This window comes from Gordonia mangrovi, from assembly GCF_024734075.1.
Classification (GTDB): domain Bacteria; phylum Actinomycetota; class Actinomycetes; order Mycobacteriales; family Mycobacteriaceae; genus Gordonia; species Gordonia mangrovi.
Genome location: NZ_CP102850.1, coordinates 814,847 through 827,571 on the forward strand (window position 1 = coordinate 814,847; position 12,725 = coordinate 827,571).

Here is a 12,725-nt window from a genome sequence, read left to right on the forward strand (position 1 = left end):
GCGCTCACGGCGCCCCCGGCGGAAGGAACGGGAGGCCCGTCGGTGCCCCGGCGGTGGCGAGTTCGAGCAGCGCATCGACGTCGACGAACTTCTCCACCAGATCCCCCAGGACGTCCAGCCGCTGCTCCCGCGCCGCCGGGAACGAGACCGCGGAAGGGCTGAGCGCCAATGCCTCCCGGAGAAACGTGCGCCGCAACTCGTCGCCCTCCAGCGACCCGTGCCACATCGTCCCGTACACCCCGGCCGCATGCGCCCCGCCCAGGAACTCCTCGACCCCCGAGCCCCGGGATATGCGGCCGTGATGGATCTCGTAGCCGGCCGCGGCCGTCCCACGCCAGCTGCCGTGCGGCAGCCGCAGCACCTTGGCCGCACCGAACGTCGTCTCGACGTCGAGCAGGCCCAGACCCGCCACCGTGGTCGGCGACCCCTCCACACCCCCGGGATCACGAACCGTGCGGCCCAACATCTGGAAGCCGCCGCAGATGCCCAGCACGGGCTTGCCGGCGGCCGCATGCCCGGTGATGGCCCGATCGAGTCCGCGGTCGCGCAGCCACGCCAGATCGGCGATGGTCGACCGCGTGCCCGGCAGCACGACGAGGTCGGCGTCGGCCAGCGACCGGGCATCCGATGCGAACACCACATCGAGGTCGGGTTCGATACCGAGCGCATCGACATCGGTGAAGTTGCTGATCCGCGGCAGGCGGATGACCGCGACCCGTCGGACATTGCCCGAGGTGGTCCGACGGCCCTGCAGGTCGAGAGCATCCTCGGAATCCAGCCAGACGTCCGGATGCCACGGCAGCGTGCCGAACACGCGACGGCCGGTGACCCGTTCGAGGTCGCGCAGTCCGGGGGCGAGCAGTTCGGGATCGCCGCGGAACTTGTTGACCACGAAGCCGGCGACCAGCGCCTGATCCTGCGGCGACAGCAACGCCACCGTGCCGAGAAACGCGGCGAACACCCCGCCGCGGTCGATGTCGCCGACGACCACCGTGGGCAACACGGCGTGCCGCGCCAGGCCCATGTTCACGTAGTCGCCCGCTCGCAGATTGATCTCGGTGGGGCTGCCGGCGCCCTCGGCGACCACCACGTCGAAGCGGGCGGCGAGATCGTCGAAAGCCGCGTGGGCGGCCCGCCCGAGTTCGCGCCGTCCCTCCAGCCAGTCCGACGAGTCGATCGCGCCCCACGGCCGACCCATCAACATGACATGGCTGCGGCGATCGCTGCCCGGCTTGAGCAGCACCGGATTCATCGCCGCCTCCGGGGTGGCATGCGCCGCCAGCGCCTGGACCCATTGGGCCCGACCGATCTCCACCCCGTCACCGTCCGGCGAGATGGCGACCATCGAGTTGTTCGACATGTTCTGCGCCTTGTACGGCGCGACCCGGACGTCACGGCGCGCCAACGCCCGGCACAATCCGGTTGTCACCGCACTCTTGCCGGCGTCGCTGGTGGTTCCCGCGATCAAGATGCCCGCCATCGAGAACTCCTCACCCACAAACCGGTCTCGATCAGTAAACTCGACAATCAGCGTGAAGCACAAACGCTTTCGTGTGATCGCCGTCAGGGAGGACACCACGATGAGGCCACGACGACACCAGGTCGCGCCTCCGGTCGACTTCGTCGAGCTCATCGGCGGTGGCGGCTGTTCCGTTGTGAGCGCCGTCGCCGGCCCGGACCTCCGCGTGCACGGCTATCGCGAGACCGAGTATGCCGTCAGCGGAGTCGCACGCCATCTCACCCCCTCCGGTCTCGACGGGGTGATCGAACTCGATTCCGCCGCATTCACCACGCGGGCCCTGCTGCGGCGGCCGATCGCCGGAGCACACTTCAACGGCACGGTCGTGGTGGAGTGGCTCAACGTGAGCAGCGGGTCCGACGCCGCTCCCGAATACGCCTACCTCGCCGAGGAACTCGTCCGCGGCGGCTATGCATGGCTGGGGGTGTCGGCCCAGTACACCGGGATCGCCGGCGGAGACGGGTCGGTGGGCATGTCCGTCGGCGGCGGCCCCCGCGGGCTCGCCGCGAAGGACCCGGAACGGTATGGCGCGCTGACCCACCCCGGCGACGCCTACTGCTTCGACATCTTCGGCGCCGTCTGCGCCGCACTGCGCTCGCCGTCCGGCAGCGATCATCCGCTGACCGGACTGCCGGTTCGGCAGGTGCTCGCCGCCGGCGAATCGCAGTCCGCGATGGCGCTGACGACCTACGCCAACCGCGTTGCCGGTCACCACGATGCCGTCGACGGCATCCTCATCCACAGCCGCGCGGCCGCCGAGATGCCGTTCGGCGAACCCGGGTGCGGCGTGGACATCGACCGGGTGTTCGACGGTACGCCGGCGACGATCGCCGACTCCGCGCCCGTTCCGGTGTTCGTCGTGCAGACCGAGACCGATGTGCTCACCAACTTCATGTCGGTACGGTCGCGTCAGCCCGACACCGACCGTCTCCGGATCTGGGAGATCGCCGGCACCGCGCATGCCGATTTCCACCAGATCGGCCCGTACGAGCACATGCTGGGGTGTCCGACACCGGTGAATCGGGGCCAGCAGCGGTTCGTGCTCCGGGCGGCGCTGCGCCATCTCACCACCTGGACCGCCGGCGGGACGCCGCCACCGATCGCGGGGCCGCTGGCCGTCGACGCCCTGGACACGCCGAGCCCGAGGTTCGCGCTCGACGAGCTCGGCAACGTGCTCGGCGGGGTGCGCTCACCCAGCGTCGAGGCGGCGACGCAGGTGCTCAGCGGGATCGTCACCGGCGATGTCGCCCGGATCTGCGTGCTGTTCGGCTCCACCACGCCGGCCGATCCCGACGTACTCGCGAAGCGGTACCTCGACACCGACGACTACCTTGCCCGATACCGGTCGGCGACCGACGCGATGATCGGCGCCGGATACGCGCTCGAGGAGGATCGCGAGGAGATCCTCGCCGATGCGCGACCGGACCTCATACCCGCCCGGTCCGCCGTCGGTTGAGTCGACGAAATCCTCGCGCCCCGAAGTAGAACGTGTTCTAGTTGAGGGGTGGGGATGCCGAGTGTCATCGCCCACCCGAACACGACGCAGGCAGGAGCCCATGGAGTTCACCCTCGAGGACATCTCTGATGCCGAGATCGCGCGCCGTCGGTCACTCTACGAACCGCTCACCGAGTCTGTGCGCGAGCTCATCGACGCCGCCATCCGCACCGAGGTCGACGACGACACCATCCGCGAGGTCCAGCGAACCCTGGACACCGCCGTGCAATCACTGCGGGCCGCACAGACCGACGGGCCATACGGGGTGCGCTACACCGCCGATCTGCAGGGCATGCCCTGGGGAAACGCCGTCATCGGCCTGCGCAACGCCATCGCCCCACCGGTGCGTCCGGAACGGCAGGACGACGGCACCGTCACCGCCGACTTCACGCTCGGCTCCGCCTATGAGGGGCCACCGGGATGCGCGCACGGCGGGGTCGTCGCGATGATCCTCGACCACATCCTCGGCGACGCCGGCAGCGCCGACAACGTGCCCTGTTACACCGGCACCATCTCGGTCCGCTACCTGCGGCCCACCGCATTGGGCACACTGCATGCACAGGCCCGCATCGTCGAGCGTGACGGCCGGAAGAAGATCGTGCGCGGCTCGATCTCCGATGCCGAGGGCGAGACCGCGACGGCCGAGGGCGTGTTCATCGTGCCCCGCTCCTGGGACGGACCGATGCCGCGTCGGATCACCTCCACCGAGGGGTGATCGGGCCACCGAACCGGCGGTAGCGTGGTCGGGTGGACAACGACGTGTACGACACCACCCGACCGACCTCGTTCGGCCCCGAAGAAGCCGACGCCGTGCGCCAGGTGTGGCAGACGTTGGGTTTGCCGGGCCTGATCGACATCCACACCCACTTCATGCCCAAACCCGTGATGGACAAGGTGTGGGCATACTTCGATTCCGCCGGCCCGCTGATCGGCCGGGAGTGGCCGATCACCTACCGTGCCGACGAGGACGTCCGCGTCGCCGCACTACAGCGCTTCGGCATCCGCGGATACTCGTCACTGGTATACCCCCACAAACCGAACATGGCCGAATGGCTCAACGGCTGGGCCGCCGATTTCGGGACACATCATCCGGACTGCCTGCGAACAGCCACGTTCTACCCGGAAGAATCCGCGCCGACCTACGTCTCGAGGGCGATCCAGCACGGCACGCAGGTGTTCAAATGCCACATCCAGGTCGGCGACTTCTCGCCGATGGACTCACTGCTCGACGGCGTGTGGTCGCAGATCGCCGACAGCCAGGTACCGGTCATCATCCACTGCGGCTCAGGGCCCGCTCCGGGCGCCTATACCGGGCCGGAGCCGATCGCCGCATTGCTGCACAGGTTTCCGTCGCTGCCGCTGATCATCGCGCACATGGGCACCCCGGAGTACGTCGAGTTTCTCGACCTCGCCGAGCGCTACCCGAACGTCCGGTTCGACACCACCATGTCGTTCACCGACTTCGCGGAGGAGGACGCGCCGTTCCCGAAGGATGCGCTACCGCGGTTGGTGGACCTCGGTGACCGCATCATGTTCGGCAGCGACTATCCCAACATCCCGTATCCGTACACTCATGCGCTCGAGGCCGTCGTCCGCCTCGATCTCGGCGACGAGTGGTTGCGCGACGTCTTGTACCGGAACGCGGCGCAGCTGTTCAGCATCGCACCCTAGGGTTGTCGGTCTTACGGCCGCAGTGTTCGATCGCGGCTAGGCCGACGTGCGGCCGGCCATCCGGGCCCGCACCTCGGGTCGTCGCAGCGGCGGCACCGTCTTGGGTGGTTGCCGCCGCTCCGGGAGGACGTCGAGGAGCTCGTGGGTGGCCTCGGTGACCTTGCGCACGGCCTCCTCGAACGCCTCGGCGTTGTTCGCCGAGGGGTGGCGGATGCCGCTCACCTTCCGGATGTACTGTCGGGCGGCCGCCTCGATCTCTTCATCGGTCGCGGCGGGCTCCAACCCGCGCAGTTCGGTGATGTTGCGGCACATGGAGGGCTCCCCCTGTTGGCGGGTCAGTCGGCGATCTTGACGACCGCCTTCCCCAGGATCCGCCCTTCGGCCAGATCGGTCAATGCCGTGGGCAGTTCGTCGAGCGTGTAGGTCGTGTTGACCTGCGGGCTCAGGCCGGCGTCGATCATCTCGGTGAGTTCGTCGTGCAGCAGCGCGGGCAGATCGGGATGGGTGCGCACGTACTCGCCCCACGCCGCGCCGACGACGGAGATGTTGCGGAACAGCACCCGGTTGAGCTTGACCGTCGGAATGCCGCCGGCGGCGAAGCCGATCACCACGTAACGGCCGTCCGGGGCGACCTGGCGCAGTGCCTCGTCGAACACCTCACCGCCGGACGGATCGATCATCACGTCGACGCCCTCGGGCGAGATCTCCTTGAGCTTGGCGCCCCAGCCGTCCTCCAGTTGGACGATCTCGTCGGCGCCGGCGCTGCGCAGCAGTTCGTCGGCGCCCTTGCGGTGCACGATCGCGATGACCTTGGCGCCCATCGCCTTGGCCACCATGATCGAGGCGGTACCGACACCACCGGCGGCACCGAGCACCCCGACGATCTCGCCGGGTGCGGTCTGGGCGCGCACCTTGAGCGCGAACAGCGCGGTCTGATAGTTGATACCCATCGCCGCGCCCTGGTCGAAGGAGATGCCCTCGGGCATCGGCAGCAGCTGCTCGGGCGACACGGCGACCTGCTCGGCGAAGCCGCCCACGATCGACGCGACGAGCACCTTGTCGCCGGCCTTCACCGATGCGCCGTCGGGTGCCTCCCGCACCACACCGGCCACCTCGGTCCCGGGGATGAACGGGGTCGGCACCCGTAGCTGATACTTGCCCTGGCTCATCAGGAGATCGGGAAAGCACACCCCGCACGACTTGATGTCGACGAGCACCTGCCCGTCGGCGGGTTTCGGGTCGTCGACGTCGGACAGTTCGAGACCTTCGGGACCGTTCTCGGCAGTCAGCAGCTGTGCTTTCATACCGCTCACCCTACTGTGCGGAGATGGCCCACCGGATAGGATCTGCCTCATGACCGGATCGTCGACGCGGATGTCCGCAACGCCCTCCCCCGAACGTCTCACGGTGGCCGCAGAGGCTCCCGGCTTCATGCCGCTCGACGAGGCGCAGACCCTTTTCGAGATCGCCGGAGAGTATCTGTCCCAGCCGGATTCGGTCGGCATCGGCGTCGAGATCGGCACCTACTGCGGTAAGTCGACGGTGTTCCTGGGTGCAGCGGCCGAGGCAGCGGGCGCCACCATCGTGACCGTCGATCATCATCGTGGTTCCGAGGAGCACCAGCCGGGCTGGGAGTATCACGACACCTCGCTGGTCGATCCGCACACCGGCACGCTCGACACCTCGGCCCGGTTCCGCCGCACCATGTTCGACGCTCGCCTCGAGGGCACCGTCATCGGTCTGCTCGCCGGGTCGGTTGCCGCGGCGAAAGTGTGGGGCAAGCCGGCCGACTTCGTGTTCATCGACGGCGGCCACAGCATGCAGGCCGCGCAGAACGACCTCGACGGCTGGGCCCCGTGGGTGCGCATCGGTGGCGCCCTGCTCATCCACGACGTCTTCCCGAACCCCGCCGACGGCGGCCGCCCCCCGTACGAGATCTACCGCCAGGCCCTGGCCACCGGCCAGTTCACCGAGGTCCGCGCCGAGGGCTCTCTTCGCGTCCTGCGCCGCGACTCCGGCACCCCTGGCGCCCCCCTCGCCCGCCCCTAGCTACGCCCGCCTGGTTCCTCCCCCGGGTATCGCTTCATCCTCCAGCGGCAGCCGGGGAGCGAAACGATACCCGGGGGAAGAGCGCTCAGTGGATCAGGCCCGCGGCGCGCAGGGTCTGGATGACCTTCCGGTGCAGAACCTTTGGCTGCATCGCCTCGGACCAGATCCAGCGGACAACGAGCGGTCCGGTGTCGCGGATGGCGTCCTCGCGTCGCTTCTCCTCGAAGAGGACGTCCTCGGGAAATCGATCATCGCCGAATGGGTTCGAGCGGTGGTACTTGAACCGTCCGTCGAATTCGCCAACCACCCTGAGTACGCCGTGGACGTCACGCCAGCCGAAGTCACCGTGCATCACCTTCGACTTTCCGTCGACAACAACGTGAACAGGCACCTGTAGTTCCGGGACCGGAATGAGCGGACACTCGACGAAGGCGACTCGACTCACCGATTCACCGACGCTTTCCGACAACCCGTCCGCCATCGTCAGCGCCGTACGCAGCATCGCAACACCATGCTGTCGTTGCATCCGCGCACACTGTTTCCGCAACTCGGCCATGGACACGCCCACCCGCAGCGCGGAGTCGAGCACACAGACAGCCTGCGGCAACGAACCCATGCGCGCGACGTCGCACACCGAGCGGGCGACACTGGTGACTTGGATGTCGTCGACGATCACAATATCCGTATCCGGCAACGGCGCCTGATGGACGATTCCGCGTTTCCCGCTCTTTCCCGTTGTCGTCGAGGTGAAGTGGACCATCGAGAGGTCCGGGTTCAGCATCGGTATGCGGTGCATGGCGGCAGCGGAGATGTGACTGGCCGTCCGCTTGGGGCCGCCGTTGAGCGACGCGGCGACCACAGTCGCACGGTACCGCTCGAGCTTCGCGACATGGTCGGTGGGCTTACCCGACACCTCCAGGTACGCGCCGTGCCAGACCCGTTCCTTCGATCCGTTGCGGACGTCGCGACGCAGCACGGCGTCGGTGACCCCATGGTTGAGCGCGTCCGCCCGGAACAGCAGATCCTGCGGGCTGTTGTCGAATTCGTCCATGGCCCATCATGATGCCCCGCCCGCAGCGACCCTCCCCGACGCTATCCACAGGCCTCAACGCTCGCCGCTCCTCCCCCGCCTATCGCTTTATCCCCCGGCGGCCGCTGGAGAACGAAACGATACCCGGGGGACGAGCACCGAAGGCCGTCACGACATCAGGGCACGCATCTTGCCGAGGACATCGGGGTAGCGCTGCAGGTGGGCGCCGCCGTTGACGTCGAAGGCGGCGCCGGTGATCCAGGCGGCCTTCTCGGAGGCGAGGAAGACGGCCATGTCGGCGATCTCCTCGGGGCGGCCACTGCGGCCCAGCGGGGTGTTCTCGACGTACTCATCGATGAGCCCGGGAACAAGGGCGAGACCTTCGGTGAGCGGGGTGTCGATGAGGCCGGGCGAGATGGCGTTGACCCGGACCTTGCGGGGCGCCATCTCCAGCGCCGCCACCTCGACCAGCATCGTCACCGCGGCCTTCGACGCGCAGTATGCGCCCATACCGGCACCGGGCTGCCGCCCGTTGAGCGACGAGATCACGATGATGCTGCCACCGTCGACGATGTGCTGCCCGGCATGCTTGAGCACCAGGAACGACCCGGTCAGGCAGACGTCGATGGTGGTCTGCCAGTGCTCGAGTTCCAATTCGGTCAGCGCGCCGGGGATGGTGAGACCCGCGCAACTCACCACTGCGTCGATCGCACCGATGGTCTCGAAACCTGCTGCGACAGAAGATTCGTCGGTGACGTCCAGTGTGACCGCGCGTGCACCGAGGTGGTCGGCGGCCGTTCGGGCCGCATCAGCGTTCACATCGGCGATGACCAGCGAGAATTCCTCGGCCGCCAGCGCTTTCGCCGTGGCCAGCCCGATGCCGGATGCGCCACCGACGACGACGGCGGTGCGCGTCATCGGGCGGTCACCTGCGTCCGCTCGCCGGCGAGATGTCGCGTCAGGAAGTCGATCTGATGGTTCACCGCGGGTTCGAACCAGTCGTTGCCGGCGAAGACGTCGAAATGGTCACACGGGTAGTGCCGCACCTCTGCGCGTGCCTTGAAGGCGGCCTTGGCCGCGGCGTGTGCCGGTGTCGCCTGGTCGAAGTCGGCGATCTGCATCAACACCGGGGCGTCGACGGCCTCGGCCGATTTGTCGGCGCGGAAGCTGCCCAGTTCCAGGCCGACGGAGGCGTCGACCTCGTTGCGCCAGGACGGTCCGGCGATCGCGAGGTAGTCCTCGTAGAAGCCCGGCGACGTGAGCGCGGCCTTCTCCCCCGGCCGTCCGACGACGGGCATCATCGTCGGCGCACGTCCCGCTTTGGCGGCGAGTGTGCTGCCGATGCCGACGGCGGCCGACCTCAGCATCGACGCGGCGCCCACCTGAGGATAGTGATGGACGCCGGCCGCCAGCCCGTTCACCATCGGCACCATGGTGATCACCGCACAGACATCGTCGCGGTGCGCGGCGACGACCAGCGCATGGCCGCCCGACTGGGAAATCCCCCACAGGATGATGCGCTGCGGATCGACGCCGGGTCGGCCTTTCGCCGCGACAACCGCCGACCGGTAGTCGTCGGCCTGGGCACTCATCGAGATCCGCTGGCGGGGAGCGCCTTCGGACAGCCCAAAACCGCGGTAGTCGAAGGCGAACACCGCAAGACCCGCCTCGGCGAACCGCCGCGCATACGGCTCGAGTCCCGAGTCCTTGGTGCCGGCGAACCCGTGCGCCATCACCACCACCGGACGACCCGTCGGGCCGTCGAACGGTGACTCGTCGGCACCGGGAAAGAACCAGGCGTCACAGGCGGTTCCGTGCGAATCGAAGGTCACGCTCTGTCGGTTCATCGTTGCTCCCCCGCCCCGGCAGCCACGGCATGCGCCGCGGCCGCCTCGTGGGTGTCCACCTGCGCCCACGTCGCTCCACCGTCGGCGGCAGCTCGTCGCCTGCCCGCAGGAATCTCGGTGGTCCGCATGTCGTGCTCGTACAGGTAGTGGTCGAGCTGCTGGGTGTGCCGGGGCCGGTCGAGCATGTGTCCGGTGTAGTACTGCGTGTCGGCCTCGATGGTTCGGTACATCTCGTCGGTCGACGGCAGCCGGTAGCGGCCGACGGCGTAAGCGCCGATGAGTCGTGACTGACATTCGACGAACGGGAACAGCGTCGGCACCGCCTGCGCGAATCCGGCGAAGATCAGGTCATCGATGCCCGGGTAGAACATCCGCTTGTAGAGGTCGATGCGGTTGTCGGGGGCACTGATGAACTCGGGGTCAAAGAACGGGAAGGTGATGTTGTACCCCGTCGCGTAGATGATGACGTCGAAGTCGCTCGACGTGCCGTCGACGAAGTGCACCGTCTCGCCGTCCAGCGATGCGATATCCGGTTTGGGAATGATGTCGCCGGAGCCGAGGCGCAACGGCAGCTCGACCGACTGCGTCGGATGCGCCTCGAAGAACTTGTGATTCGGCGTCGGGAGACCATAGGACTCCGGCCGGCCGGCGGTCATCGGCTGCATCGCCTGCATGAACTTGCGCTGCCAGGCGACCGGGATGTGCGGTGACGTGTGGTAATACTTGTCCGCCGGCTTACCGGCGAAGTACTTCGGCACGATCCAGGCACTGGACCGGGTCGACAGGGTGAGCGTGTTGTCGAGGGCCTTCGACGACAGTTCGACCGCGATGTCGGCGGCGCTGTTGCCGAGCCCCACCACCAGGATTCGCTTGCCGGAGAAGTCGTGCGGGGTTCGCGGGTCGATGTAGTGGTGCGCGTGCATCTCGAGACCGTCGAACGTGCCCGGGAAGTCGGGCAGACGCGGGTCCCAGTGATGACCGTTGGCCACGATCAACAGATCGAAACGTCGGCGCTCACCGCGCTCGGTGCTCAGTTCCCAACCGCCGTCATCAAGGCGTTCGGCGTGGGTGACGCCGTTGCGGAACTCGATGTTGTCGAGCAATCCGAACGCCTCGGCGTAGGAGTCGAGGTAGGCCTTGATCTGGGAGTGATGAGGGAAGTCGGGATAGTCGTCGGGCATCGGGAAGTCCCGAAAGCTCAGCTGATGCCTGGAGGTGTCGATGTGCAGTGAGCGGTAGGCGCTGCTGTGACCGTTCGGGTTGCCGAATGCCCAGTTGCCGCCGATGCGATCCGACGATTCGAAGCAGGTGTACGGCACGCCGTAGTCCGCGAGCATCTTGCCGGAGGTGAGCCCGCTGATGCCGGCCCCGATGATCGCGGTACGCGGTAGATAAGTCGTCATGGTTCCTCACCGAACAGCCCACACAGGCAGGCGGTAGACAGATTGTCCTTTCTGTCTACCCCATCCGATCATTCCGAGTGGACAGAATCCGAGATTTGTCTACGGCTTTGCTAGTGTTCGGATGTGAGTGAGGCACCGACCGAGCGCCGCCCGACCAGCACGGTCAGCAGCCGCCTGTTGGACGCCACCGAGAAACTGCTCGCCGACAAAGGAATCCGCGCCACCACGATGCAACAGGTGGCCGAGACCGCGGGGGTGTCCCGCGCCTGGCTCTATCGCCATTTTCCCGACAAGTCGACGCTGATCGGTGCGGCCATCGTCCGGCTGAACGAATCGTTCTGGTCGGGTGCGATCGGCGAACTCGACCAGATCGAGGGGTTCGATCAGCAGGTTGCCGCTGGCGTCCGGATCGGACGCGGCGCGTACGACGACCCGGGCACCCTGCTGATGCGGCTGCGCACCGAAGAGCCCGACGACTTCGCGGCCTGCGCTGGTGCCGGCGTCGCCGGTCTGGTCCCGGATCTGGCGTTGTTCTGGCGACCCTATGTCGAAGCCGCGGCCGGCCGCGGTGAGATCCATCCCGACCACGACCTCGGTGAGGTGTCCGAATGGGTTGCGCGCGTGCTGATCAGCCTCGGGACGGTGCCGTCGGAGACCATCGACCCCGACGATCCTGACGTCGTGCTGCGGCATGTGCGCCGGTACCTCATGCCCGGTTTGCGGGCTGATCCGCGGGACGTGGCGGGTGGTCTCGATACGCCGCTCGGCTAGCGCCTCGCGTCTACTCGACCAGCGGTTGGGTGCGGCTCGACCAGCGGCAAGAGGTCCGGATCAGACGCCGACGGGCGTGAGCCCGAGCTTGCCGGCCAGTTTCGCGAGGTAACCACTCGCCCGCTCGACGCTGTCGTCGGGCAGCCCGTAAAGCACCTGGGTCACACCGATCTCGCGCCACCTCTCGAGCTTCTCGGCGACCGGCTTGAAGTCGAGCACCACGATCTCAGGGTCACCGGCGCGCCCCGTGTCGGACCAGATCTGCTTGAGCAGGGCCATCGAGCCCTCGATGTCGTCCTCGCCCGGAGTGGTGATCCAACCGTCGGCACTGCGCGTGATCCAGCGGAAGTTCTTCTCGTTGCCGGCCGCACCGACCAACGTCGGGATGTGCTGCTGCGGCTTGGGCCAGGCCCAACTGGTGCCGAAATCGACGAATTCGCCGTGGTATTCGGCTTCTTCGTCGGTCCACAGTGCCCGCATCGCCTCGAGATACTCCCGCAGCATGGTCCGACGACGCTTCGGCGGCACGTTGTGGTCGGCGAGTTCATCGAGGTTCCAGCCGAATCCGACACCCAGGGTGAGGCGCCCACCCGAGATGTGGTCCAGCGTCGCCAGCGTTTTGGCGAGCGTGATCGGATCGGACTGGACCGGCAACGCAACAGCGGTGGCCAGCCGAATCCGTTCGGTCACCGCGGCGGCCGCGGCGAGCGAGGTCCACGGATCGAGGGTGCGCATGTACCGGTCGTCGGGCAACGACGCGTCACCGGTCTGCGGATGCGCCGCATCGCGTCGGGTGGGGATGTGTCCGTGTTCCGGCACGAAGTACGACGCGAACCCGGCCTCCTCGATCAGCGGGGCCAGCACGTGCGGCTTCAGTCCGCGATCGCTGGTGAACTGCACGATTCCGAAATCCATGGACCCTCCCGCGCGACGTCGCGAT

Annotated in this window: 13 protein-coding genes; 5 read left to right on the forward strand and 8 right to left on the reverse strand. The window is 67.6% G+C overall.

The window, feature by feature from the left end; all coding sequences use genetic code 11:
* Positions 1-4: 4 nt before the first annotated feature.
* On the reverse strand, positions 5-1,480 hold the full coding sequence (locus NWF22_RS03835) for a cobyric acid synthase (RefSeq protein WP_160900551.1): 1,476 nt from the start codon (positions 1,478-1,480) through the stop codon (positions 5-7).
* Between the two features lie 100 nt (positions 1,481-1,580).
* On the opposite strand from NWF22_RS03835, the gene NWF22_RS03840 reads away from it, so the two are divergent.
* The 3 genes from NWF22_RS03840 to NWF22_RS03850 all read left to right on the forward strand — a co-directional run bounded on the left by NWF22_RS03840 (position 1,581) and on the right by NWF22_RS03850 (position 4,685).
* Positions 1,581-2,975, forward strand: coding sequence for an alpha/beta hydrolase domain-containing protein (locus tag NWF22_RS03840; protein ID WP_160900550.1), 1,395 nt, complete (start codon positions 1,581-1,583; stop codon positions 2,973-2,975).
* Positions 2,976-3,075: 100 nt separating this feature from the next.
* Positions 3,076-3,729 carry a PaaI family thioesterase gene (locus tag NWF22_RS03845; protein WP_160900549.1) on the forward strand — a complete coding sequence of 218 codons (654 nt, stop codon included), beginning with the start codon at positions 3,076-3,078 and terminating at the stop codon, positions 3,727-3,729.
* 32 nt (positions 3,730-3,761) lie between these two features.
* A complete protein-coding gene (locus NWF22_RS03850) occupies positions 3,762-4,685 on the forward strand; it encodes an amidohydrolase family protein (protein ID WP_373691979.1) in 924 nt (307 codons plus the stop codon).
* Positions 4,686-4,721: 36 nt separating this feature from the next.
* On the opposite strand, the gene NWF22_RS03855 is transcribed toward NWF22_RS03850, so the two are convergent.
* The gene (locus NWF22_RS03855) at positions 4,722-4,997 is read right to left on the reverse strand and encodes a DUF2277 domain-containing protein (protein ID WP_160900548.1); all 276 of its coding nucleotides are present in this window, start codon (positions 4,995-4,997) and stop codon (positions 4,722-4,724) included.
* 23 nt (positions 4,998-5,020) lie between these two features.
* Entirely contained in the window at positions 5,021-5,989 is a 969-nt protein-coding gene (locus tag NWF22_RS03860; protein ID WP_160900547.1) for an NADPH:quinone oxidoreductase family protein, read from the reverse strand.
* Positions 5,990-6,038: 49 nt separating this feature from the next.
* Between NWF22_RS03860 and NWF22_RS03865 the strand changes: the two genes are divergently transcribed.
* Positions 6,039-6,734, forward strand: coding sequence for a class I SAM-dependent methyltransferase (locus NWF22_RS03865; RefSeq protein WP_160900546.1), 696 nt, complete (start codon positions 6,039-6,041; stop codon positions 6,732-6,734).
* Between the two features lie 85 nt (positions 6,735-6,819).
* Here NWF22_RS03865 and NWF22_RS03870 read toward each other — a convergent pair whose 3' ends face one another.
* The 4 genes from NWF22_RS03870 to NWF22_RS03885 form a co-directional block, all read right to left on the reverse strand.
* A complete protein-coding gene (locus NWF22_RS03870; RefSeq protein ID WP_233750868.1) occupies positions 6,820-7,785 on the reverse strand; it encodes a hypothetical protein in 966 nt (321 codons plus the stop codon).
* A gap of 147 nt (positions 7,786-7,932) precedes the next feature.
* The gene (locus NWF22_RS03875; protein WP_160900545.1) at positions 7,933-8,682 is read right to left on the reverse strand and encodes an SDR family NAD(P)-dependent oxidoreductase; all 750 of its coding nucleotides are present in this window, start codon (positions 8,680-8,682) and stop codon (positions 7,933-7,935) included.
* Positions 8,679-9,611 carry an alpha/beta hydrolase gene (locus NWF22_RS03880; RefSeq protein WP_160900544.1) on the reverse strand — a complete coding sequence of 311 codons (933 nt, stop codon included), beginning with the start codon at positions 9,609-9,611 and terminating at the stop codon, positions 8,679-8,681. Before NWF22_RS03880 ends, NWF22_RS03875 begins: the two co-directional genes overlap by 4 nt.
* Positions 9,608-11,014, reverse strand: coding sequence for a flavin-containing monooxygenase (locus NWF22_RS03885; protein ID WP_160900543.1), 1,407 nt, complete (start codon positions 11,012-11,014; stop codon positions 9,608-9,610). Before NWF22_RS03885 ends, NWF22_RS03880 begins: the two co-directional genes overlap by 4 nt.
* Positions 11,015-11,137: 123 nt before the next feature.
* Between NWF22_RS03885 and NWF22_RS03890 the strand changes: the two genes are divergently transcribed.
* A complete protein-coding gene (locus NWF22_RS03890) occupies positions 11,138-11,785 on the forward strand; it encodes a TetR/AcrR family transcriptional regulator (protein ID WP_160900542.1) in 648 nt (215 codons plus the stop codon).
* A gap of 60 nt (positions 11,786-11,845) precedes the next feature.
* Here NWF22_RS03890 and NWF22_RS03895 read toward each other — a convergent pair whose 3' ends face one another.
* Positions 11,846-12,700 carry an LLM class F420-dependent oxidoreductase gene (locus NWF22_RS03895; protein ID WP_160900541.1) on the reverse strand — a complete coding sequence of 285 codons (855 nt, stop codon included), beginning with the start codon at positions 12,698-12,700 and terminating at the stop codon, positions 11,846-11,848.
* Between the last annotated feature and the right edge of the window lie 25 nt (positions 12,701-12,725).